Annotated in this window: 23 protein-coding genes; 11 read left to right on the top strand and 12 right to left on the bottom strand. The window is 39.3% G+C overall.

Annotated elements, in window-relative coordinates; genetic code table 11:
• Window positions 1-11: 11 nt before the first annotated feature.
• From T7867_RS18370 to T7867_RS18360, 3 genes are read right to left on the bottom strand one after another with little or no spacing between them, the layout of a single operon-like run.
• Complete coding sequence (locus T7867_RS18370) at window positions 12-614, bottom strand: hypothetical protein (protein ID WP_157717718.1); 603 nt, start codon at window positions 612-614, stop codon at window positions 12-14.
• 1 nt (window position 615) lies between these two features.
• Window positions 616-1,392, bottom strand: a complete 777-nt coding sequence (locus tag T7867_RS18365) for an anti-sigma factor family protein (protein WP_068224612.1) — start codon at window positions 1,390-1,392, stop codon at window positions 616-618.
• The gene (locus T7867_RS18360) at window positions 1,382-2,002 is read right to left on the bottom strand and encodes an RNA polymerase sigma factor (RefSeq protein ID WP_245660269.1); all 621 of its coding nucleotides are present in this window, start codon (window positions 2,000-2,002) and stop codon (window positions 1,382-1,384) included. Before T7867_RS18360 ends, T7867_RS18365 begins: the two co-directional genes overlap by 11 nt.
• Window positions 2,003-2,164: 162 nt before the next feature.
• Between T7867_RS18360 and T7867_RS18355 the strand changes: the two genes are divergently transcribed.
• From T7867_RS18355 to T7867_RS18335, 5 genes are all read left to right on the top strand, one after another.
• Window positions 2,165-2,725 carry a YceI family protein gene (locus tag T7867_RS18355; RefSeq protein WP_084375755.1) on the top strand — a complete coding sequence of 187 codons (561 nt, stop codon included), beginning with the start codon at window positions 2,165-2,167 and terminating at the stop codon, window positions 2,723-2,725.
• A gap of 171 nt (window positions 2,726-2,896) precedes the next feature.
• The gene (locus T7867_RS18350) at window positions 2,897-3,478 is read left to right on the top strand and encodes a YceI family protein (RefSeq protein ID WP_068224606.1); all 582 of its coding nucleotides are present in this window, start codon (window positions 2,897-2,899) and stop codon (window positions 3,476-3,478) included.
• Between the two features lie 194 nt (window positions 3,479-3,672).
• On the top strand, window positions 3,673-4,251 hold the full coding sequence (locus T7867_RS18345; protein ID WP_322299641.1) for a YceI family protein: 579 nt from the start codon (window positions 3,673-3,675) through the stop codon (window positions 4,249-4,251).
• 6 nt (window positions 4,252-4,257) lie between these two features.
• Window positions 4,258-5,520, top strand: a complete 1,263-nt coding sequence (locus T7867_RS18340; RefSeq protein WP_288343080.1) for a hypothetical protein — start codon at window positions 4,258-4,260, stop codon at window positions 5,518-5,520.
• Window positions 5,521-5,558: 38 nt separating this feature from the next.
• On the top strand, window positions 5,559-6,113 hold the full coding sequence (locus T7867_RS18335; protein ID WP_288343078.1) for a hypothetical protein: 555 nt from the start codon (window positions 5,559-5,561) through the stop codon (window positions 6,111-6,113).
• 1 nt (window position 6,114) lies between these two features.
• Here T7867_RS18335 and T7867_RS18330 read toward each other — a convergent pair whose 3' ends face one another.
• Genes T7867_RS18330 through smc form a run of 3 tightly spaced genes read right to left on the bottom strand, consistent with a single transcriptional unit; the run spans window position 6,115 to window position 11,200 of the window.
• The gene (locus tag T7867_RS18330) at window positions 6,115-6,954 is read right to left on the bottom strand and encodes a cyanophycinase (RefSeq protein ID WP_322299640.1); all 840 of its coding nucleotides are present in this window, start codon (window positions 6,952-6,954) and stop codon (window positions 6,115-6,117) included.
• Window positions 6,954-7,661, bottom strand: a complete 708-nt coding sequence (locus tag T7867_RS18325) for an SGNH/GDSL hydrolase family protein (protein ID WP_322299639.1) — start codon at window positions 7,659-7,661, stop codon at window positions 6,954-6,956. The genes T7867_RS18330 and T7867_RS18325 overlap by 1 nt, the downstream gene beginning before the upstream one ends.
• A gap of 8 nt (window positions 7,662-7,669) precedes the next feature.
• Entirely contained in the window at window positions 7,670-11,200 is a 3,531-nt protein-coding gene (gene smc, locus T7867_RS18320) for a chromosome segregation protein SMC (protein WP_322299638.1), read from the bottom strand.
• A gap of 188 nt (window positions 11,201-11,388) precedes the next feature.
• On the opposite strand from smc, the gene T7867_RS18315 reads away from it, so the two are divergent.
• The gene (locus T7867_RS18315) at window positions 11,389-11,871 is read left to right on the top strand and encodes a hypothetical protein (RefSeq protein ID WP_322299637.1); all 483 of its coding nucleotides are present in this window, start codon (window positions 11,389-11,391) and stop codon (window positions 11,869-11,871) included.
• On the opposite strand, the gene T7867_RS18310 is transcribed toward T7867_RS18315, so the two are convergent.
• The 3 genes from T7867_RS18310 to T7867_RS18300 all read right to left on the bottom strand — a co-directional run bounded on the left by T7867_RS18310 (window position 11,868) and on the right by T7867_RS18300 (window position 14,278).
• The gene (locus tag T7867_RS18310; RefSeq protein WP_068224582.1) at window positions 11,868-13,157 is read right to left on the bottom strand and encodes a M56 family metallopeptidase; all 1,290 of its coding nucleotides are present in this window, start codon (window positions 13,155-13,157) and stop codon (window positions 11,868-11,870) included. The two genes, T7867_RS18315 and T7867_RS18310, sit on opposite strands and share 4 nt — an antisense overlap.
• The gene (locus tag T7867_RS18305) at window positions 13,158-13,535 is read right to left on the bottom strand and encodes a BlaI/MecI/CopY family transcriptional regulator (protein WP_068224579.1); all 378 of its coding nucleotides are present in this window, start codon (window positions 13,533-13,535) and stop codon (window positions 13,158-13,160) included.
• Between the two features lie 83 nt (window positions 13,536-13,618).
• Window positions 13,619-14,278 (bottom strand): DUF4159 domain-containing protein, encoded by a 660-nt coding sequence (locus T7867_RS18300; RefSeq protein ID WP_068224577.1) that lies wholly within the window; start codon window positions 14,276-14,278, stop codon window positions 13,619-13,621.
• Window positions 14,279-14,295: 17 nt separating this feature from the next.
• On the opposite strand from T7867_RS18300, the gene T7867_RS18295 reads away from it, so the two are divergent.
• The gene (locus T7867_RS18295; RefSeq protein WP_245660268.1) at window positions 14,296-15,021 is read left to right on the top strand and encodes an NUDIX hydrolase; all 726 of its coding nucleotides are present in this window, start codon (window positions 14,296-14,298) and stop codon (window positions 15,019-15,021) included.
• Here the strand turns inward: T7867_RS18295 and T7867_RS18290 are convergent.
• The 3 genes from T7867_RS18290 to T7867_RS18280 form a co-directional block, all read right to left on the bottom strand.
• Window positions 15,005-15,397: a RidA family protein gene (locus T7867_RS18290; RefSeq protein ID WP_068224574.1), complete on the bottom strand. Its 393-nt coding sequence runs from the start codon at window positions 15,395-15,397 to the stop codon at window positions 15,005-15,007. The two genes, T7867_RS18295 and T7867_RS18290, sit on opposite strands and share 17 nt — an antisense overlap.
• Window positions 15,394-17,877, bottom strand: a complete 2,484-nt coding sequence (locus tag T7867_RS18285; RefSeq protein WP_322299636.1) for a hybrid sensor histidine kinase/response regulator — start codon at window positions 17,875-17,877, stop codon at window positions 15,394-15,396. Before T7867_RS18285 ends, T7867_RS18290 begins: the two co-directional genes overlap by 4 nt.
• An 80-nt stretch (window positions 17,878-17,957) precedes the next feature.
• Window positions 17,958-18,545: an LOG family protein gene (locus T7867_RS18280; RefSeq protein ID WP_068224568.1), complete on the bottom strand. Its 588-nt coding sequence runs from the start codon at window positions 18,543-18,545 to the stop codon at window positions 17,958-17,960.
• Window positions 18,546-18,795: 250 nt separating this feature from the next.
• On the opposite strand from T7867_RS18280, the gene T7867_RS18275 reads away from it, so the two are divergent.
• The 4 genes from T7867_RS18275 (at window position 18,796) to T7867_RS18260 (ending at window position 21,971) form a co-directional block, all read left to right on the top strand.
• Window positions 18,796-19,257 carry a hypothetical protein gene (locus T7867_RS18275; protein ID WP_273512751.1) on the top strand — a complete coding sequence of 154 codons (462 nt, stop codon included), beginning with the start codon at window positions 18,796-18,798 and terminating at the stop codon, window positions 19,255-19,257.
• A gap of 97 nt (window positions 19,258-19,354) precedes the next feature.
• Window positions 19,355-19,732, top strand: coding sequence for a Dabb family protein (locus tag T7867_RS18270; protein ID WP_273512753.1), 378 nt, complete (start codon window positions 19,355-19,357; stop codon window positions 19,730-19,732).
• A 106-nt stretch (window positions 19,733-19,838) separates the two neighbouring features.
• Entirely contained in the window at window positions 19,839-20,546 is a 708-nt protein-coding gene (locus tag T7867_RS18265) for a TIGR00266 family protein (RefSeq protein ID WP_068224559.1), read from the top strand.
• 252 nt (window positions 20,547-20,798) lie between these two features.
• Window positions 20,799-21,971 (top strand): MFS transporter, encoded by a 1,173-nt coding sequence (locus T7867_RS18260; protein ID WP_273276449.1) that lies wholly within the window; start codon window positions 20,799-20,801, stop codon window positions 21,969-21,971.
• Window positions 21,972-21,996: the final 25 nt, after the last annotated feature.

Below are 21,996 nucleotides of genomic sequence, written 5' to 3'. Positions count from 1 at the left end.
AATTCAGATATTTATCTTGTTGCTGTTTTTATTCTGTTTTCAATTTCATTCTGACTCAAGTCGTTCGAGTTGAGCGTATTAAGGTCTGCTCCGCTAATGCTAAAAGCAATTTGGTAGGTTCTAAGATTTTGCTTTGGCGATGTGCCTGGTTGTTCTTCAGACTTATTTACTGGGTCTTTTACACTGAATACAAAACTGATGCTTTCATTGGCCTCTACTTTGGGTAAGTAACTGCTGAAGTCTTCTAAGAATCTGGCAACGCTTACTTTGAGTCTGTCTTTTTGAAGGCGAATGATTTCTTCATCATAAAACGTGTCCATCAACGCTTTGTCTTGGTTTTTGCTCCAGGTAATTCTTCCATCTAAGAAGATCATCGCATTTGGAGCATCAATGTGAAATTCAACACCTTTTCCTTTAGTGTAGGAGCTGGTTGTTTCATGGACTCTGTTCAATAGCGGGTCGCCATCCCATTTCTTTAAGAAATTTTCTAAGGTGACTCTGCTTATTTCAGTGTCTCGTTGAATAGGGCTGAACTTGCTCCCTGTTTGAGCCCAAAGCCCAGATGTAACCAGCATCAGGCAAAAAGCGATTAGATATTTTGAGTTTTTGACCATTTTAATTTCTGTTTGAAAGACTTGCTGCGATGGTTTTTACTTTTTCTGATAGAGTGAAAAGAGCATCTTCTACATCTAGCTGTCTGTTGACTGTTGCGTTTTCAAAAGCATCGAACGCAGCTTGAATGTTTCTTAAATCTTCGATGCGCTGGGTTTCAATATTGTTTGAAAAGTTCACTACAATTTCTCTAAGAATGCCTTTGTAGTCGTCTCCGAGCTTGTCTGTGAGTAAAGTTATCTCTTGAAGAAAAGCGGCCTTTTCGTTCTCAAAGGTTTGCCTAACCAAGTCTTCATTAGTAAGGCTCGCTTGTAGTGTATTGAACTTATAGTCTATGCTATCATTGCGAGCTTCTAAGGTGTTGTTTACATAATCCAAGAGGTTTACACGGTCTTGATAGATGAGGTCGGCCACCTGTTCTTCAGTTAAACCAAGGGTCGCTTCACCAAAACCAATTTGCATGCCTTGGTCAGTGTTCACTACTTTAAACCCGCTTAAAGTTCCAAAAGTGATGATGAGTAGGAGAGTAGCTGCAATGGCGACATATTTTCTCCAGTAAAGCCATTCTTCGTTTTTGGTTGGATTCATAAAAGCCATAGGTTCCAGCATTTCTTCGTCCTCAAAGTCTCCCATGAGCATGCGGGTTTCTTGCAGCTCTTCTAATTCTTGTTTGGCCTCAGGGTGTTCTTTAAGATACCCATCAACCTTTTCCATTTCTTCTGCGGATAGCTCATCGTACAAATAGGAGATAAGCTCTTCCTGTGTCGGTTTATATTTCATAATGCACCGTTTCTTTTGTAATGTTCCATTGGTCGAGCAGCTTTTTCAGGCTGCCCAATGCGTAGTAAAGCCTCGACTTTACAGTATTCTCAGAGATGTCCATTGCTTCGGCAATCTCTCTGATTTTTAAACCTTCATATTCTTTCATAATTACCACCATGCGCTGTTCTTCTGGCAGGGTAGCTAATGCTTTTTTCAGGAGGTATTTGAGCTCTTCATTACCCAATACTTTTTCTGGGTCTTCACTTCTATGATTAGATGAGGTATTGCTGATGTCTTTTTGGTCGTCTTTAGAACTTACCTTCATAAATGGAAGTACCCAGCGCTTGCTTTGCCTTCTCACTTCTTCATGGCAGTAATTGGAAGCAATTCTGTAAAGCCAAGGCTTAAAGCTGCTTTCGTCTTTTAGGCCTCCCAAGTTTTTACTCATGGAGATGAATGTTTTTTGCGTTACATCCATGGCCATGTCGTAGTCGCCAAAGTATTTATAAGCAAAATTATAGATGCGTTTTTGCCATTGCTTTACCAGTTGGTTAAGAGCAATTACATCACCTTGCTTAGCAGCTCTGACGAGAAAGTTGGTTTGTGGCATCAGGTTGATTTCCCTCATTTCATCGTGTTTCCATGTTTAGGATGAATGCTCCCAGAGAAAAGTTTGAATGAATTTAAAAATTCTTTTCCCAATGCTTAAATGGTCTTCTGTTTGATAAGAGTTAAAAACCGATGGAAATTATCAAGAAGGTATTAATTTCAGCAATTAAATTTTTTGCATATGAAACGCCATAATAAGATTCTCACAATTTTAGTCCTTGTCCTTTTTAGTACAATGGCTCAAGCACAATCTAGTTACTCAATTGCTGAAACAGGAAGTAAAATAACGGTTAGCGGTACCTCAAATTTGCACGATTTCACCCTGGTGTCGGAAGAGATTAAGGGTAGTGCCGATCTTTATATGGAGGGTAGTGAAATAACCGGAATCAAAAAAGTGGTGGTTACTCTAAAAACAGAGAGCTTGGAGAGTTCTAAGTCTGGCCTTAAAAGAAATGCCATGAAAACTCTTCAGCCGGAGGCTAACCCAATTATTTCATATATCGCCTTCGATATGGCAGATGACGGAAAAGTATCTGGTATTCTTAATGTAGCGGGCTATGACAGTGATCAGGACTTTAGCTTTACGAGTAAGGTTGAGAACGGGAAGCTAGTTGTAACTGCACAAGGAGATGTGAAATTCACTGATTTCGATTTGGATCCTCCTTCAGCTTTGGCAGGAACCATTAAAGCTAAAGATGATCTTCAACTCGAAATCATTCTTGTTTTAGAAGAAGAGAAATAAGATAAGTCTATAAATTATTTTCAAAGCCTTGGTACTCCAGGGCTTTTTTGTTGACTATACTTTTTTTTCATAAAGTGTTCAAAATCTGATAATTATCATACTTGGTTATGACACTGGTTAGCCAAGTTTTTTTGACATGGCAATAGCTTTACTTAAGTAAATTCTAAGGCCATGAGAACTTTAAGAATCATAACTTCAGCACTGTTTCTCGTGTTTGTAGTTCAAGCTGAGGCACAAGAGAAATACGAGATAGTAGATGGCTCAGGCTATCTAGTGATTAGTGGCAAATCCAATACTTCGGAATGGATGCTCAAGTCCAACCAGTTGAAAGGAGATGCCCAAATACTGATGAATGGAGATCAGTTGCAGCATTTGTCTAGGGTTATTGTAAACATAGATGCAAAGACCATAAAGAATGCTGAGAATAAGAGAATGACCAAGAAAGCTCAATCTGTTTTACTTACGGAAGACAACCCACTGGTTACTTTTTTTGCCTATGGTTTTTCCCAGTTAAATGATGAACCCATGCAAATGCATGGCAATTTGTATATGGCTGGAAAGAATGTAGATCTGTTGTTTACATTCTCTACCAGAATGCAGGATGAAATTGTTTGGATAGTTGCTACTGCGGAGTCAAAATTCAGTGCATTTGGTCTGGAGCCTCCAACAGATTTTGGTGGTGCAGTACAATGTGAAGATGATTTAAAAATTGAAGTGCAATTGCCATTGGTTAAAGCTAACGATATCAAATAGATAGAAGTGTTTAACAGGCAACGCACCCAAAAGAGGCTTTGAGAGCCTCTTTTTTTATGCTTTCCGCAGCAACGAAAATCATGATCTAAGTCAGGTTTTTGTGTAATAAAGATCACAAAAAGACTTGATTCCCGTCACGCTCCAGCGAATACCGGCTAAATACCTTTGAGTACATCAAATAAGGAACCGGAATCATGAAAAGTGGAGCTAAAAATAGAGTGAAAATTCTGAGCCTGGTAATACTCATGTTTGCAGCTTTCAGTTTGCAAGCCCAGCAGAAAGTAAATCTAAAACCTAATTCTCAAGAATATGTAGTTAAGGGAACTTCAACCCTACACGATTGGCACATGACCTCCGAGGAGGCCGTGGGTTTTATAACTGTTAAGAAGGACGCCAATGGAGTGCCCAGCTTTACAGGGTCGGAAATAACTCTTAAGGCCGAAAGCCTAAAGAGTGGAAAAAAGGGCATGGACAAAAATGCATACAAGGCACTCAAAACAGAAGAGTATCCCAGCATTGAGTTTGTGCTTAACCATTGTACCATGGAGTCTGCAGTTCTAGGTAAAGCAACGGCTGAACTTACTATTGCTGGCTTCAGTAGAGACGTGACCTTCGACATACAGGTGGAGCAATCGGGTAATGCTTTTACGGTGAAGGGAACCACGGATTTTCGCCTAACAGACTTTCAAATAGACCCGCCAACGGCCCTAATGGGTACAATTAAAACTGGTGACGAAGTTACCATCGAATTCAAAGCAACTTTCCAAAACTAAATAGTTATGAAAAACCTAAAACTAACATTTGTAGTGCTGTTTTTACTTAGCAGCATCATGGGGTTTGCCCAAGTAGACCCAAGCAGATCGCTTCAGTATTATAGACCAGTAGGTAAAGCAGGTATCAACGTTTTTGAAACCTCTAAAAATGATACCATCGGGTACGATGGCTTTAGAGTAAGGGTAGGAGGAGATTTTGCCCTTCAGTTTCAAGGCTTGAGTCATGAAAACTCAATAATAGGAGATCCACTCGTAGATCTTGGATCTAACTTCAACTTACCTACAGCCAATTTAAATATCGATGCTCAATTGGCAGACGGTATGCGCATGCACTTGAGAACTTACCTGTCTTCTCGTCACCATACAGAAGCCTATGTGAAGGGTGGGTACTTGCAATTCGATAAGTTAGATTTTATAGAGGAGGGATTCTTGTCTGGTTTAATGGAAATAGCAACCATTCGTGTTGGTATGGATCAAATAAACTATGGAGATGCTCAGTTTAGAAGATCTGATAATGCCATGGCAATTTACAACCCGTTCGTTGGCAATTACATAATGGATGCTTTTACTACTGAACCTTTCTTAGAAGTAACCTTACAACCTGCCGATTGGATATTGGTGGCTGGTGTAACCAATGGTAGACTAAACCAAAGCCCAATAAAAGGTGACGATGGCTTTGTTTTCTTCAGTAAAGTAGGTTGGGACAAACAAATGAATGATGACCTTAGATTGAGGCTAACAGGCTCATTGTACTCTAGTTCAGAAAAGGGCACAAGAGACTACATCTATAATGGAGACCGAGCTGGTGCCAGATACTATAATATTTTGGCTACTGAAGCAGCAGGTGGAAGTGATTTCGACCCAAGATTTAACCCTCGTTTTGCATACCACACAGCGGTACAAATTAACCCATTTGTGAAATTTAAAGGGCTTGAATTCTTTGGAGTGTATGAAGTGAGTTCTAACGGAGATGACGCTGTAGGAGGTAGTTTTACTCAAGTTGGTCTTGAAGGTTTGTACAGATTTGGTGTGAGTGAGCAGTGGTACCTAGGGGCTAGATACAACTCTGTTGAGGGAGAAGTGAGCGATGTGGCAGCTACTCAGGAGATTAGTAGATTTAACCTTGGTGGGGGTTGGTTCATGACCGACAATGTGCTTATGAAACTCGAATATGTGAACCAAGAGTATTCTGGGGCTGGCTACACCAACACTAAGTATCAAGATGGTAAGTTCAACGGTATTGTCATTGAGGCAGTAATTGGTTTCTAAAAAATGTGATTGAGTTATATGAGTTAGCCTAAATTGGCATGATCAGAAGAACAATCATATTCATAATCTGCAGTATTTCCCTGTTATCCGTAAAGGCGCAAGACTTTCATGTGGTAACAGGGAAGACTGTTATTATAGACGGGGTAACCTCTTTTGGACGTTTTGCCTGTGATTATCAACAGAGCAATGAAAAGGATACTTTATTATTTGATGCAAAGTATGTAAGAGATAGTCCGTTGATGGATATATACCTACCCGTAAATGGCTTTGGTTGTGGCAATAAAATGCTCAATAGAGACTTTAATAAAACGCTTCAGTCTGATGACTATCCGTTTATTCATGTTTTGGTAGAGCAGTTCTTTCAGGAGGAAAACGCCTACTTCAGTTCATTAAGGCTTAAGCTGGTAGGCAAGGAGCTATACATGGAGAAGCTTCCTTTTATTCTGGTGGAAGAAAACGGAATACAGCTTCTAAAAGCAGAATTTGAACTCAACTTAAGCTACTTTGACCTAGAGCCTCCCAAAAAGTTTTTAGGGTTGCTAAAAGTGAAAGAAGAGCTGAATGTTCGTTTAGAGTTGAGCTTGGAGCAATAACCTATCTTATTACCTTTCGCTCTTTCATATTATACTTTCCACCTTTCCTAAGAACATGAAATCGTTCTTGATGCGCTTCGTTTTTTACGAATTCCCCCTTGGTTTGATCCCAGTGAGTGCCATCATAAACCATGACATAACTCTGACCTAAAACCTCAAATTCGTTCCCTGAAACAAGTATAGCAGTGTTTTCATCTATTGAAATGCCTAATAATTGGGGATGCTTATTCAGAATTTCAAACATATCGAATTGTCTATTTCTAGCCAGTGTGTGTTGGTCTATGGCGATATTGCTTATAAAACTGAGTCCTTCTTCATGATCGCCCATCATTATGGTGTTGGTTTTAGAGTCACCGCGGGCTAAGTATGAACCTTGAGTGGTGGCTCCGGCAGAAGAGCCAGCTATAATTCCTCCTCGGTTCAAAAGCTGGTTGAGCTTCTTATGAACCAAAGTGTTCAAATAGGAATCGGCCAATCTCCATTGTCTACCACCCGGAAAGAAAACACCCGTAGCCTCATCTAAAACATTAGCAAATTCTTTTTGATTTGATTCATCAGGGTTTATGGTATGTAAGATGCTCACCTTGCTAGCGCCTCTATTTAGCCATTCTTGAGTGAGTCTTTCTATTGCCTCTTCGGTAACTTCATAACCACCGGCTGTAGGTATTATCACAATGTGAGAATCACTTCCTCCAGCCAGTTCGATAAACTTGTCGAAAACAGCCTTGTCTTTTAAGCCGCCTCCAGCAATAATCAGATGGCCTTTTTCAGGGCCAGTGGTTTGCGCAAAAACTAAAGACTGCCCAAGAACTATAGTGAAAAGAAGGAAGAAGGCTCTCATTACTTCGCAATTTTCTTAACCTCTTTGTAAAAAGACTCTACCCATTGGCGATACTGCTCACCAGAAGGGTGGAGGTTGTCTTCGGCAACAAGTTTTGCATCAGGATCGGCCTGTCTAGAAATAGGGGTTATGTTGAAATACTCAACCTTATACTTTTCACAAATCTCTTTAGAAACTCGGTTGTATTCATTTAGTTCTTTAGCGATTTTTTCTGCTTTGGAAGCACCAAATGGGGTTTTTCCATAATCTGGAATGGATACCACAAAAACTTTATTTGTATTGCTACCTGCTAATTCAATAGATTTTTGAAGTAGTTCTTCAAACTCAGGAGCAAAGCTCTCTACCGATCGGTTCTGGTATTGATTGTTTACACCAATAAGTAATGAAACTAGGTCATACGTTTCGAGTAATTCATCATCTTTTTCAATAGCTGCTTTGAGTTGGTCCGTTCTCCAACCTGTTGTGGCGATAATCTTTGGGTCATTAATAGCTATACCGTCAGCTCGAAGCCTTTCAGCCAATTGCACAGGCCATCTTTTACTTTCGGCCACACTTTCACCAATTGTGTAAGAATCGCCCAAGGCTAAATAGTTGAGCGGGGAATTGTTGTTTGTCCTGTTCATAGATGATGAATTTGAAACAGATGAGCATGCCATGGTGCAGAAAATAAGACCTATGGCAATGAGTTTTAAGGTGATTGTTTTCATGAGTTAAGTTAATCGGCTAGTTCTCTTAGATCTACGGGTACAACCCTTGAGACACCTTGTTCAATCATGGTAATACCATAGATAATGTCTGTAGAAGCCATGGTTCTCTTGTTATGCGTTACGATGATAAACTGTGAATCGTTGGAGAATTTCTTAATGATGTTGTTGAACTTGTCAATATTGGCGTCATCCAAAGGCGCATCAACCTCATCGAATATACAGAATGGAGCCGGTTTAAGCAGATATATGGCAAAAAGCAAAGAGGTGGCTGTTAGTGTTTTTTCGCCACCAGAAAGCTGATTGATTGTTAAAGGTCGCTTTCCTTTTGGCTTAGCCATAATGTCAATTGCTGAATCCAATGGATTACTTGGGTCTGTAAGTCGCAGGTCACAATCGTCTTCTTCTGTAAATAAAGACCTGAACACTTTGATGAAGTTTTCCTTAATCAAAGCAAATGCTTCGAGGAAGGTGTCTTTAGCTACGGTGTCAATTTCATCTATGGTTTGAAGCAAAGAGTCTTTGGCCTCTACTAGGTCGTTTTTCTGCTCAGTAATAAAGGTGTGGCGCTCTTTAATTTCATCATAAGCTTCCATGGCCATTGGGTTGATTGGCCCCATTTTTTCAAGCTTATCCCTAAGCTTTAATACTCTTTCCTCTATTTCGTCTGCAGGTCTTTCGTCAGGTTCGGCTTCTTCTTTTAGAATGGCATCTAGGTCTACCTTAAACTCAACAGAAAGTCGTTCTTTTACAGCACTTAACTCTAACCTGGTGTCGTTTAGCTTGTTCTGCTGCTCCATTATGAGTGCATCGCTAGATTCTCTTTTATGGCGAAGCTCTCTGAGTGTTTTTTCGGCTACGTCAATATCGCCTCGGTGAGCATAATATTCTTTTTCAGCCTCATTGACTCCTTTTTCAATAGCATCTTTTTCATCGTACATTTCAATGAGTTCGTCCTCATTGTTTTCCGAAGAATCTATGAGTTTTCTGATCTCTAGTTCGTTGCGCTCTAGCTCTTCTTGATTTTTACTTATGCGCTGTTTACTACTTTCAAAAGCAGTTTCTTTATAACCTATCTCTTGCTTGATAGACTCAACCCTGTTCTGCTTTTGATGGAACAGAATGTTCTTATCGTTAAAAACCTGAGATCTTTCAGAGAGCGCATTGGCTGCTGTTTTGGCTTTCTCCTCTAGCTCTACAATTCCAGCTTCCAATTCTTCAAATACTGCCTCCTCTTCTTCAACTTGAGGTTTTAGCTTTTCAAGTTCTCCAGTTAGTCTTTCTATGCCCTTAACCATTTCTTCCTTTTTATTGGCGTGGTTAGAAAGCATTTGAGAAAGCTGCTCTTTTCTAGTTTTTACAGAGATGTACTCTTCGTTAATTTGGTTGAAGTCTCTTTGTAGTTCTTCAATATCAGATTTGAAGGAGTTTGATTTGAGTCGCGCCAGTTCTTGTTGTTTCTGATCTAGGCGATCTTTAATGTTTACGCTTTTTGCCTCAAGATCCTTGATAATCTTTTGCAGTTTTTCAAGGTTTTTGGCTCGCCCAATCCTTTTGCCTTCAAAGAGGCCTACTGAACCGCCAGAAACACTGAATCTTCTCTTAGTGTACTTGCCACTCTCAGTAATAAATACTGCATCGGTATCCATTGGAATATCCCCAGGGCCACCTTTAACAATGAATACATTCTCTAGAATGTAGCCAATAAGTCTTTTGTATTTAGGGTCGAATTCTACAATCTCGGTGGCTGGGATAGCATTGTCATATAACTTAGAAGGTTGTGGGCTAAACTTGTCGAAAGCATCGAGCACAAAGAAGTTGGCCTTGCCTTTAGATGCATCGCTGAGGATGTTGACAGCTTCAAAAGCTTGCCTTTCGGTGTCAACAATGTAGTAATTCATGTAACTTTCTAAGTAGTTTTCAATAGTTACACGATACTTGTCGTCACAGGCGATAATGTCAGAAAGGAGTGGGGCGTTTTTGTTCCAGTTGGCTTTCTTCTTCAAGAATTTAATTGCTTCCGGAAAGCCCTCGAGGTTCTCTACTAGTGATTTGGTGAGATTGTATTCGTTATTCTTGCTGTCGAGCTTACGACTAACCTGAGTCATTTCCTCCCGGATAATATCAATGGTTTCAGTCGTGTCCTGAATGGCTTTTGTGTGTCGTTCTTCTTCAGTTTTTCTCTTGGTTAGCAGCGCTTCTGTTTCTTCTTTCTGCTCTTCCAGCATGGCCAACTTGTCATCGAAGCGCTCAAGGGTTTCCGATTGTTCGGTTGAGTCTGTTTCTGTTTTTTCAAACTCAGACTTTAGTGTTTGTAATTGAATCTCCTTGATTTCTATTTCCTTCCGAAGGTTGAATAAACGCTCTCGTTTTGAGGTGAACGTTTTTCTATGCTCTTCATAGGCCAACTGAGCTTCCTGACTTATCTGCTTCTGTTCAGCATAAATTTTTTCGAGAGATTTTACCTCTTGTTCAACAACTTGTAGTTGTTTGGCAGCATCTTCTAACTCGTTTCTAAGGCTCTCTAAGCTGAAAGACGCTCTATCATTACTCTTCTTATCAGCTTCTAATTGTTCTCTAAGGCTATCACTTTTGTCTTCCAAGAATGTGAGACGCTCATTTTTAATTTTACGCTCACTCTCATATTGCCTTATTTTATTGACGTGCTCATTGAGTGTTCTTTGCCTTGAAGCAAGAAGCTTCTCTTTGTTTATGAGTTCTGTCTTTCCCTTTTCAATAATGGCTTCTTGACTCGCCATCATTTGATTGATTTCGAGCTTGCGATCGGTTTCTTGCTGAATGCCTTTTTCTAAAGACTTAAATCTATTGGATTTTTCAGCTACCGATTTTCTTGCAAGGGCTACACTTTCAACCTTATATTCTTCTTTGAGCTTGTAGTATTTCTCGGCCTGCCTGGCTTGTTTCTCTAACGATTTTAGGTTTTTCTCAATTTCAAAGAGAAGATCTTCAACCCTGTCGAGGTCATCGTCAGTATCTTTAAGCTTCTTAAGTGTTTCCTTCTTTCTAGTCTTGAATTTTGATATGCCTGCTGCTTCTTCGAAGAGCGCTCTTCTAGAATTATCCTTATCATTAAGGATGTCATCCACCATTTTTAGTTCAATAATGGCGTAGCTATTAGATGCAATACCTGTATCCATAAACAGGTTGGTAATGTCTTTTAGCCTGCAACTAACACCATTGAGCAGGTATTCGCTTTCTCCAGATCTGTAGTATCTTCTGGTAATAGTAACTTCGGTATACTCAGTAGGAAGTAAGTTTTTAGTGTTTTTAAAAGTTAGAGAAACCTCTGCAAGCTGAGTTGGCTTTCGCTTTTTCGTTCCGTTGAAGATGATGTTTTCCATCTTCTCAGATCTGAGCATTCTTGTTTTCTGCTCACCTAGTACCCAGCGAATAGAATCTACTACATTGGATTTTCCGCAGCCATTGGGTCCAACAATGCCAGTAATGCCTTTATCAAAGTTGATAACGACTTTATCACCAAAACTCTTGAATCCTTTTATTTCTAGCTTGGTTAGCTGCATGAATGGGCTACCTAAAAAATGGGTGTATCTAGCAAAATTAAAATTAAGACTGACAATTCACGGTTTATGCTTTAAAAAATAGTGGTGGAATAGCCTGTTTTCTGCGAATGCTCTTATGAGATTGATGTTCGGTACAAGACGAACTAAAAAACGAATTATGTCGCCCAAATTGTTAGCTTTGTTATTCTATGGATATTGACTTTGGAACGGTTATTTATATAGTTCTCGGAATCATCTACTTCATCTTTCAGGCTAATTCAAAGAATAAGAAGAGACAGCAGCAAGATGAGAGATATGAGGAAAAAGAACCTAGAAAGACTACTTCAACTGGAAGAAGACCAACATTTGAAGAGTTACTAGAAGAATTTACTGGGCAAAAAACTGTCCGTCCAGAACCTGTATTGGAGCCAGTGGCTGAAGCTAAACCCATAAAAGAGGAGAGGCCTTATAGATCTACTTACGAAGTTGCCAAGGAGAATACTGCTAAACGTAAAAGAGAGGCAGAAGCCGAAGCAGCTAGAATTCGCTCAAAATTCAATGATCATTTAGAGCCTTATGAAATAGAAGAGCAGGTTGACTCTGAGAATGACTATGCCGATATGTTTGCTGACTTAGACTCCGCAAAGAAGGCATTTGTCGCATCCGAAATTTTCAATAGAAAATTCAATTAAGACTTTTTGAAAACAATAGGTACTTCTACTCTAGAAGGTACGTTATTCCCATCTTTTGTGGCAGGTTTCCACTTACTAGATTTAGAAAGAGCTTCTAAAACAGCTTTTTCAGTTTCATAACCTAACTTCTTACTGAAAACCAACTCCTGAATATTGCCATACTGGTTTACATTAAAGGAGATTAGCATTTCACCCTCTAGGTTTGCCTCTTTTGCTGCTTCAGGATAAACAATATTACTTTCGAGGAAAGATTTCCAGTCTTCGATACCAATAGTAGGTTCAGGGAACGACTCAAAGTTTTCGTTGGCTTCTACCTTATAATTTTCAATGATCACTTTTTCGATAGGTAATGCATCGAAAGAGAAAATGAAGAATAACAAGGCGATGAATGGTACAGGCAATAGAAGTTTAAAGTAGTTAGTTGAGGCTACTTTTTTCATCATATTAAGCCTTTTTACTGTTTTGTTTTTGCCAAAATAGCTACCGTATTCCAGTCCCATTTTTTTGAAAACTGTTCTTACTAACAGCTGAGAATAAATAGCAGGGTTGGCATTGCCAATTGCTGCTTTGTCTGCTGCGTATTCGTGAACCTCTTCTAGCAAAGCCTTGTAAAGGTACATTAGTGGGTTGAACCAAAAGATTACCTTAAGAATTTCAATAAAGAGGATGTCATAAGAGTGTTTTTGGTCTATGTGAGCCCTTTCGTGAGCAATTACTTGCTCTTTTTCTTCTTCTGAATACTCTTGAGAGTTATCCCAGAAAAGGTAATTGAAGAAAGAGAATGTAGGCATCATTCCTTCAGTCTGAACTAAGAAAAAATTCTTCTTAAAACGAGTTGCATGCCTTCTATACCATATAACTTCTTTGAATTGGCGAATTCTTACTAAAAGCTTTAAAAGGCCGAAAGTTACACCCGTTACATAGAGCAGAAGTAATGCCTCCCACCATAGTAAAAATGGTCTTTCAGACTTGGCGGTAATGGTATAGGAGTAAGCTCTTTCCGCTTCAATAATCGGATCGTCTCCTACACCATTGCCCAATTGATGAAGTGAGTTAAAGAAGCCCGGTGTATTGGCCGGGTTGTAAGAAAACTCCATCATTGGGAAAGAAACAGAGATAAATAAAGCAACCAACAAATAGGCTCTGTTGTAATGGAAGCTCTTCTCATTTCTTAAAAAGAAATGATAAAGCAAATAGAGCACTGCTAAACAAGTAGCAGACTCAATTAGGTAAATCACAGTAATGTTGAGTGATTCTAGGAGCTCTATGGTTGGATGCTGCTTCATTTATTTTTCTTCTTCCGAATCTAAATCAGTTTTTACATGGTCCATTAATGACTGGAAGTCGCGAATGTCCATTTCGTTTTCTTTGGCAAAAAAGGAAACTAACTTTTGGAAAGACCCTCCAAAATAGCCGCCAATGAAATTCTTCAAGTAAAAATTGCTGTAGGTTTTTTTATCAACCAGTGGGAAGTACTCATGCGTTTTACCATAAGCTTTGTAGCCCACAAAACCCTTTTTCTCGAGTATTCTGATAATGGTAGAAACAGTATTGTAAGCAGGTTTTGGCTCAGGCATTTTTGCCAATACATCTTTGACAAAGCCTTGTTCAATATCCCACAATATCTGCATTACCTGTTCTTCAGCCTTTGTTAATTCCTTCATATCAATCGAGTTGTTGCGTAATTATCAATTATACAACTATCGCGCTAGTTTTCAAACTAACCTGTTAGTTTATTTAAATAATTTTAAAGTTCGGTAAAAATATATGTAATGAGATTGGCTCCCATCTGCAGTGCCTTGAGTCTTACTTCTTCAGGATCATTGTGAATTCTTTGGTCTTCCCAGCCATTTCCTAAATCAGATTCATAAGAAAAATAGCACACTAGTTTACCTTCATAAATCAGGCCAAAACCTTGTGCGGGTTTGTTGTCGTGTTCATGAATTTTGGGTATACCATTTGGGAAATTGAATTTCTGATGATAGATCGGATGATCATGAGGTAACTCTATGAACTCAAGTTCAGGAAACACCTTCTTCATTTCTAAGCGTATGTAATCATTTAGCCCATAGTTATCATCAATGTGTAAGAAGCCACCAGAAGTAAGGTACTTTCTTAGGTTCTCTGCTTCCGAGGGACTAAACACCACATTTCCATGGCCTGTCATGTATACAAATGCATAATTGAAAAGTTCTGGGCTCCCCACTGTTACTACGGCATTTTCTTCATCTATTGTTGTACCTAGCTGCTCATTACAAAATTTTGCCAAGTTGGGCAGTGCGGTTTTATTGGCATACCAGTCTCCACCACCACTATATTGAAGTTTTGCGATTTTAATTTTTTCGGACTGCGCACTCACTCCAGAGAAGAAGGCCAGCAGCAGTATGGTTAAACCAAATTTTTTCATGAAAATCAATTCTCGTTTTGAAGGAACGATTAATTAGTGTCTTAGTTTATTACTTTAAGATTGAAAAGCCAACATTAATTCCAGCAGTGAGCAATCAGTATTTTGAATCTTTTGTATCTGAACTTAGAGATAGGTTGAAAGAGCCTTTGCCAGGAAGGACAGCGCAAATAAGGATGGCGCCAAAGCCAATAGATGAAAATAGGTTCAGAGAAAACCCAATGCGGCCAGCCAGGTTGGGAGGGGTTATGATTTTACTTTATCCAGACAGGGGAGGGGTGCACATTCCGTTAATGAAGAGGCCTGAATATGATGGGGCTCATAGCGGACAGGTTAGTTTTCCTGGTGGTAAGCTGGAAGATGTAGATACCGATTTGGTTGATACGGCATTGAGAGAAACCCATGAGGAGATTGGTGTGCCTAAAGATAATGTTGAGGTATTAGGAAGCCTATCTGAGTTATTCATAATTGCCAGCAACTTCAAAGTACTTCCCACTATCGGTGTAGTAAGAAACAAGCCGAACTTTATACCAGACCCTATTGAGGTGGCAGATGTATTGCCAATGCCTTTGGCTGCTCTAAAAGACCCAGCTTTGCGGAAGGTGAAAGAGATGAAGTTTCCTCCTTACACCATACAATCTCCTTACTTTGATATTCATGGAGAAGTGGTTTGGGGAGCAACAGCCATGATGCTCAGCGAATTCTCTTATGTGGTAGATGAGATTGAAGCTAAGCTTCAGTTATAATGGCACTAGCTTCAATTTCAACCAAATACTTGTCATCTATAAATCGGGAAACTTGAACCATGGTGGTACAGGGCTTAATTTCACCAAAAGCTTCTTGGTGAGCTTTTCCAATTGCCTCCCATTGGGTGATATCGGTGACGAATATTCTAGTGCGAATTACATCTTCTAAAGAAGCACCAGCCTGTGCTAATACGCCTTTAATTTTCTGAATGGCAAATTTAGTCTGAAGATAAGGGTCGTTTCCGCCTACTAATTCACCTTCATTATCTGCTACTGTTCCAGTAACTTCAACAACATTTCCTATTCTAACTGCTCGGGAATAACCCACAACATCTTCCCACGGACTACCACTGCTTATGTTATTTCGTTTGCTCATTGTGTATACTTCAATATTTGACGGTATAGCTCATTAGGTTCAAATGGCTTAAGCACTAAGGTAGAAAAATGCTTTTTATCCATCTCTTTGTCAAACTCCGAAGTTAGGTAGCCACTCATGGCTATGATTGTAGTTTCCTTATTGTTTATGCACTCTTCACGAATGGTGGCTGCTACCTCAAACCCAGATAATGGTTTCATTTCAATATCCATCAAAATGAGATCGTACTGATGCTCTCCGCATTTTTTTAAGGCTGTTTCTCCACCATTAGCTTCATCGAACTGAGCATTCCAACTGGTGAGAAGTCTTTTGAGAACCAAACGGTTCATGTCATTATCATCAACCACTAAAATATGCTTGCCATGAAGATCTTTATCTCTCATCTGATCTTGGAGACTTACCATATCAAAGGCCTGATTAATCATAAACGAAATATCGAACGAGAGGCTAGTGCCCTCTTCTTCGGCAGATTCTATTCTAACTTTACTACCCATCAGGTTAAGTAGCTTTTGGGTAATTGATAAGCCTAAACCAGTACCGCCATATTCACGGGTAGTTTCTTTGCCGGCCTGTTCGTAAGCTTCAAAAATCGTTTCTAGTTTCTCCCTTGGTATTCCTATACCGGTGTCTTTAACCTCAAAGGTTACAGTGGCTATATCATCTTTAAGGCCTAAGAGGGTAGCTTTTATATGAACGTGGCCTTCATGAGTGAACTTAATTGCATTACCAATGAGGTTATTAAATATTTGAGTAAGTCTGGTTGGGTCGCCAATGACTCTATCTGGCATGTGTTCGCCAACTTCTACCAATAACTCAATACCTTGATTTTTAGCTTTGTACTTAAAGCTATCTCTAATGTTTCTCAGTAAGTCTATCACAGAGAATTCAATAGTCTCTAAAACAAGCTTATCGGCTTCAATTTTATTGTAATCAAGTACATCATTAATGAGTGAGTGTAGATTTTCTGCAGAGAACTTCAGTGCATCAATGTATTCTTGCATCTCCTCATTCTCATTGTCCATTTCCATTATATGAGACAGACTAATGATAGCGTTTAGAGGAGTTCTAATTTCATGACTCATCACAGAAAGGAATTCAGATTTGGCTTGAGTGGCCTTTTCAGCTTCGTTTCTGGCTTCTTCCAATTCCTTATTCTGCTTTTTGATAAGCTGTGTTCTTGCCGCAACTAGTTCAGTAAGGTCTTGATTGATGTTTAGCTGTAATTTCTCATTATTCTGAAGTTGAATAATCAGCGATTTTTGGGTGATTTCATGGTTCTCCAAATTGCGTTTGAGCTTATGGCTCATTCCTATGGAGAATACTATCAATTCAATGATTAAACCTACTTGAATAAATATGTGAATATCGAACGAATGGTCTAATGACTTGGCAATTGCAGAAACTAATACGGTAATAATCAACAAGGTGGTACCCATTGAAAAGTACCTAACCAAAAGGTTGGGTTTTAGATTAATGGAGATTAGAAATACAATAGCAGTAAAAGATGCTACAGCCATATAGCCTTCAAAGATTCTGAAAGAGGTATAATGATTACCAGAAATAATGTTGAAGCCTGCTACCAATACAAAGAAGACAAAAGAGAAATAGGCAATGGTTTTTACAGTCCTATTCCAAAAAGGAAAGCCTTTATACAGTTCAAGAAACTCTTTGGCAAAAAGACAATAGAAGGCTACGGATAGAATAGGTCCAAACTTTAAAAATGAGACTAGATTTGCTGTTTCTGGATACAGCCAAACCTCGAGTATTCCGTATTCTTCAAGAAAATATGATAGGTTGAATAAACAGTAAAGCGCAAAAAAGAGGAAAGCCTTTTGTTTAGTGAAGCCGAACAAAAAGAAGTTGAGCATAGCAACTACTATAATTAACCCGGTAAAAAAGCCTTGGAATAGGTTTACTCGCTCTTTATTATCATACCATTCTTGGTAGGGCTCTAGCCTTGCCTTTAAATCTATTGGTGTGCCATCCGTATTCTGAACTCTTACATAAACATGAGCTTCTCCTTTAGGTGGGTGGTCAATCCGTATTTTAGTATCGTGCCCTTGAGGTATACTTCTTTCCGAAGCAGGGAAAAGATAGCCCGTTTTGTGTTCTGATATTTGGTCATTAATAACTACGTAGTAAGTCTCTTTCGCATTTGTTCCACCTCTGAGAATATGAGAAAGGGGTTCATCTCCTGAGTCATTAATTCTATAATACATCCAATATGTATTACTCTCATCGAACCGAGTTAGGTAGTTGGCTTCTATGTAATCGTTTTGTTCAAGCTTAAGAATGTCTTCTATTTCCAGCTCATTGGACTCATCTATATAAACGAGAATTCTATTTTGGTCTAACTCTCTGTTGGTATGCCCACTTATGATGTGGAGGTTTTTGGAAAAACGCTGCTGGGCAAAACCTATTTGGGTTAAGCTTGGGAGTAGTATACCGGATAGAAGAAAAAATAGCCTTAAGAACCTCATCAATTACCGCTGAAAGATTCTAGATTCTTACGGATTTTACAAATTATGTATAAGAATTCTTCCAGCCTATATGCGAAATTTTATACTTGAGCAAACTTAATTGCATCATTAGACCAAGGTTTGCTGTTGTGAATAGCTTCAAGAACTTTAGAAGGGTCTGTGAATACAGTCCAGATATCTCGGTGGGCATCAGCAAGAAAGTTCTCTGATATTGCCTTTTCTAACATGTTAAGGAGGTCGTCATAATATCCGTCTAGGTTTAGGATAACTATTGGCTTGGTAAAAATGCCAAGTCTTTTTAAGGTGATGGCCTCCATTAGCTCTTCGAATGTGCCACAGCCGCCTGGTAAGGTAATGAGTGCATCTACACCCACCATGAACTGCTTTTTCCTTTCATGCATATCTGCCGTAAAAATGAATTCGTTAACATCTTTATGATGAAACTCAACTTCCTTCATAAAGTGTGGCATAATACCAATTATTCGTCCTTTCTCCTCTAGAACAGTGTCTGCCAACTGTCCCATTAACCCTCTGGCACCACCACCATACACTACGGTAGTATTATTCTTGGTTAATGCCTTAGCAAGAGTTTTGGTTGCTTCGAAATACTTTGAGTCTATTTTATCGCTCGAAGCGCAATAGACACAAACCTTCTTAATTTTTTGCATACGCTAATTTATACCCAAAGGCAAAGTAAACAATGGAATAGTACATTTAATACATGATACGGTTCACAGGAGCTCACGGGGTTGTGATTGATCTGATTCCCTTTGAGTTTGGAGTGAGTACTCCGGTAACTTAAAATCAGAGAGTATTAAAATGTTTTTGGGTATTGAGAAGGAAACTTGACTTCCGATCTATCTCGTACCCTAATTAGGGTATATACAGGGAGAATATTAGTGGTAACTTTATGCCTTAATGATCTCCTCAATCATAACCATTGCCTGTGCCTTTGCCGCACTATTATTGGTAAGCTTTGCCCGTAAGCCTCTAACCAAAAATCTGGCGATATTTCTGGCTTTGTCTAGTCTTATATATTTAGATCCCTTTTTCGGTATTGGTAGATTTGGAGATTATGTTTTTGCCTTCGCTTCTATATTAGCTTCAGTAGAGCCATCTAACTCACTGAACTTAAAACCTCGTCATAAATCCTTCTTTATTGTTACAGCAGTGGTCATTGTATTGATCACAGTTTCGGAGGTGTTGGGCTTCAGTCAATTAATGCCAAAGTACATTTTTGGTATGTTGTATTGCATAGTCGGAGGTGCTTTGTTTTTCCGAAATCCCAAGAAGCTGAGGTCACGTTCGGCCATTTTGGTAGTTTGGTTAGGAGAAGCTTTAAAGTGGTCTGCCACAATTGTAGGTGTCTTTTATTCTTAAATCTCCAAGGCACCTTTGGTGACGAGAGGATTCCGTTACTCAGGTTTCTTACTTGGTCTTTCCATAGATTTATTAGATTAAACTTTAGAAATCAGATATGAAGAAATTAGTTGCTTTACTAGTACTTATATTAACGATTCCAGCATGTTCAACTTTAGAACACAACGAGGGTAAGTTGAGGCATGTAGTGTCGTTCAAATTCAAGCCAGATGCTACAGAACAGCAAGTAGCTGCTCTGATTGAAGGATTTGAAGGACTTCAAAATGAAATTCCACAAATTTTATCTTTCGAATGGGGTCTGAATAATAGTCCAGAGGGATTTGATAGAGGTATGACTCATGTGTTTTTGCTAACTTTTGAAAATGAGAGAGCTAGAGACGAGTATTTACCGCACCCTGCTCATAAAGCTTTTGGAGATACACATGGCGGAATTATAGAAGCCCTTGTGGTAGTAGATTATACAATTAACCAATAACGAATAACGAATAACGAATAACGAATAACGAATAACGAATAACGAATAACGAATAACGAATAACGAATAACGAATAACGAATAACGAATAACGAATAAATCAAACTATGGCGCACGAAATAGATTACAAGCTCATTGGAGACGATATGCAATTGGTGGAAATTACCTTAGATCCTCAAGAAACTGTAAGAGCAGAGGCAGGAACCATGATGTATATGGATCAGAGCATTCAAATGGAAACAGGTACTGGTGGAGGTCTTATGAAAGGCTTGAAGCGTATGTTTACAGGTGAGAGTTTCTTTATTACCTCATTTACCAACATGGGTAGAGACAGGGAAGTGGTAGGCTTTGCCTCTCCTTATCCGGGAAAAATTGTACCCCTAGATTTAGCAGCTAAAGGAGGAGAGTTCATCTGCCAGAAAGATGCTTTTTTATGTGCTGCTCACGGAATTGAGATAGAGGTGACTTTCACTAAACGTTTTGGAGCGGGGCTTTTTGGCGGTGAAGGATTCATTCTCCAAAAACTGACTGGCGATGGATTGGCATTCATCCATGCAGGTGGTACAATCATTGAAAGGGAGCTTAAGCCTGGCGAGACTTTGAAAGTGGATACTGGCTGCGTGGTAGGTTTCAGCCCTTCGGTAAATTATGATGTTCAGTTTATTGGCGGATTCAAAAATGCCTTATTTGGTGGGGAAGGACTTTTCTTGGTTAACCTTACTGGGCCTGGGAAAGTGTATTTGCAAAGTCTTCCGTTTAGCAAATTGGTAGATAGAATTCATAGAGCACTGCCGCCTGCAAGAACTAATGATTAAATACTAATCTGTTGAGGGTGAGGTTGAATTTCATACTTCACTCTCAACTCTTTTACCTTTTTACTCCTTTCCCTAGCACATTTAATCACCTTTGAATTAAGTGCTGTTACTACTTGAGATTCCTCACTTCTGTTCTCATTTATCCATTATTACCACTCATTTAATCAATTTGCACTATTGGGAAACTTTTAATGGCTTTCAAAGCTTATCCCACTCTCAGGTGAATGAGTGCCTGATTTGAAACGCGCTATTATGAAAAAATCATTGTTGGCTCTAGCTATTGGCGGCTTTGGTATTGGTATGACCGAGTTTGTAATTATGGGGATTTTACCCGATGTAGCTCTAGCTTTAGATATATCTATTCCACAAGCTGGACACTTTATTTCGGCCTATGCATTAGGTGTGGTTGTTGGGGCTCCAATACTTACAGGACTAGGAGGTAAGTATCCTGCTCATAAGGTATTACTGCTACTGATGTTATGGTTCACAATTTTCAATACAGCTTCTGCTTTAGCAAATGATTACTGGACACTACTGGTGGCACGTTTTCTTTCTGGGTTACAACACGGTGCCTTTTTTGGTATAGGTGCTGTGGTGGCCGGAACACTAGCCAAAAAAGGGAAAGAAGCTCAGGCAATTGCCGTAATGTTCAGCGGCTTGACTTTCGCCAATGTATTGGGAGTTCCTCTTGGTACATATTTAGGTCACAATTTTAGCTGGAAGCTGGCCTTTTTAATAGTTGGTGTAATTGGTGTTCTGGCTATGCTGAGCATCTATTTCTGGATGCCAGAGCTTCCGAAAGCATCGAAAAGAGGTATTCTCAAAGATTTTGGTTTACTCAAAAGAACAGAACCATGGTTAGTCATTATTCTCACAACCATTGGTACGGGTGGCTTTTTTGCGTGGTATAGCTACATAGCACCGTTGATTACCGATGTGGCTGGCTTTCAGGAAAACCACGTGGGCTACATCTTAGTGCTAGCAGGCGTAGGCATGACTGTAGGTAACGTTATAGGCGCAAAAGTAGCCGATAGAGTTTCACCAATTAAGGCTGTGATTTTCTTCCTGATTCTAATGGTAATTGCACTTGTGGTCAACACAATGGTTGCAGAAAATAAGACAGCCCTACTTATAATGACTTTCATTATTGGTGCTTTAGCTTTCAGTTTAGCATCACCTATTCAAATGACGATGATTCGCTCTGCTAAAGGATCAGAGATGTTGGGCTCATCGCTCAATCAAAGTGCCTTCAATATGGGCAATGCTTCTGGTGCTTATTTGGCAGGGTTGCCAATTGCCATGGGCTACGGCTTTACCTCTGCCGATTTAGTTGGTGCGGCTATGGCAGCCATGGGAATAATAGTTGCAGTTTCTATTGTGAGGTTAAGGAAACAGAAAAAGAATCTGGCAACCGAAATGGGTTGAAGCAGGTAGAATAGGTCTATAACAG

The sequence above is a fragment of the Roseivirga spongicola genome, assembly GCF_034376045.1.
GTDB lineage: Bacteria > Bacteroidota > Bacteroidia > Cytophagales > Cyclobacteriaceae > Roseivirga > Roseivirga spongicola.
The sequence above is the reverse complement of the archived record's forward strand: the minus strand, read 5'-3'. Positions and strand labels throughout refer to the sequence as shown.

Bases quoted from the DNA above. Each gene is read 5' to 3' on its own strand.
- T7867_RS18355 (WP_084375755.1), top strand. From the start codon at position 2,165: ATGAAACGCCATAATAAGATTCTCACAATTTTAGTCCTTGTCCTTTTT.
- T7867_RS18350 (WP_068224606.1), top strand. From the start codon at position 2,897: ATGAGAACTTTAAGAATCATAACTTCAGCACTGTTTCTCGTGTTTGTA.
- T7867_RS18345 (WP_322299641.1), top strand. From the start codon at position 3,673: ATGAAAAGTGGAGCTAAAAATAGAGTGAAAATTCTGAGCCTGGTAATA.
- T7867_RS18335 (WP_288343078.1), top strand. From the start codon at position 5,559: ATGATCAGAAGAACAATCATATTCATAATCTGCAGTATTTCCCTGTTA.
- T7867_RS18300 (WP_068224577.1), bottom strand. From the start codon at position 14,278: ATGAAAAAATTTGGTTTAACCATACTGCTGCTGGCCTTCTTCTCTGGA.
- T7867_RS18370 (WP_157717718.1), bottom strand. From the start codon at position 614: ATGGTCAAAAACTCAAAATATCTAATCGCTTTTTGCCTGATGCTGGTT.
- T7867_RS18310 (WP_068224582.1), bottom strand. From the start codon at position 13,157: ATGAAGCAGCATCCAACCATAGAGCTCCTAGAATCACTCAACATTACT.
- T7867_RS18260 (WP_273276449.1), top strand. From the start codon at position 20,799: ATGAAAAAATCATTGTTGGCTCTAGCTATTGGCGGCTTTGGTATTGGT.
- T7867_RS18270 (WP_273512753.1), top strand. From the start codon at position 19,355: ATGAAGAAATTAGTTGCTTTACTAGTACTTATATTAACGATTCCAGCA.
- T7867_RS18290 (WP_068224574.1), bottom strand. From the start codon at position 15,397: ATGAGCAAACGAAATAACATAAGCAGTGGTAGTCCGTGGGAAGATGTT.
- T7867_RS18325 (WP_322299639.1), bottom strand. From the start codon at position 7,661: ATGAAAACAATCACCTTAAAACTCATTGCCATAGGTCTTATTTTCTGC.
- T7867_RS18330 (WP_322299640.1), bottom strand. From the start codon at position 6,954: ATGAGAGCCTTCTTCCTTCTTTTCACTATAGTTCTTGGGCAGTCTTTA.
- smc (WP_322299638.1), bottom strand. From the start codon at position 11,200: ATGCAGCTAACCAAGCTAGAAATAAAAGGATTCAAGAGTTTTGGTGAT.
- T7867_RS18305 (WP_068224579.1), bottom strand. From the start codon at position 13,535: ATGAAGGAATTAACAAAGGCTGAAGAACAGGTAATGCAGATATTGTGG.
- T7867_RS18280 (WP_068224568.1), bottom strand. From the start codon at position 18,545: ATGCAAAAAATTAAGAAGGTTTGTGTCTATTGCGCTTCGAGCGATAAA.
- T7867_RS18275 (WP_273512751.1), top strand. From the start codon at position 18,796: ATGATCTCCTCAATCATAACCATTGCCTGTGCCTTTGCCGCACTATTA.
- T7867_RS18265 (WP_068224559.1), top strand. From the start codon at position 19,839: ATGGCGCACGAAATAGATTACAAGCTCATTGGAGACGATATGCAATTG.
- T7867_RS18340 (WP_288343080.1), top strand. From the start codon at position 4,258: ATGAAAAACCTAAAACTAACATTTGTAGTGCTGTTTTTACTTAGCAGC.
- T7867_RS18285 (WP_322299636.1), bottom strand. From the start codon at position 17,877: ATGAGGTTCTTAAGGCTATTTTTTCTTCTATCCGGTATACTACTCCCA.
- T7867_RS18360 (WP_245660269.1), bottom strand. From the start codon at position 2,002: ATGAGGGAAATCAACCTGATGCCACAAACCAACTTTCTCGTCAGAGCT.
- T7867_RS18315 (WP_322299637.1), top strand. From the start codon at position 11,389: ATGGATATTGACTTTGGAACGGTTATTTATATAGTTCTCGGAATCATC.
- T7867_RS18365 (WP_068224612.1), bottom strand. From the start codon at position 1,392: ATGAAATATAAACCGACACAGGAAGAGCTTATCTCCTATTTGTACGAT.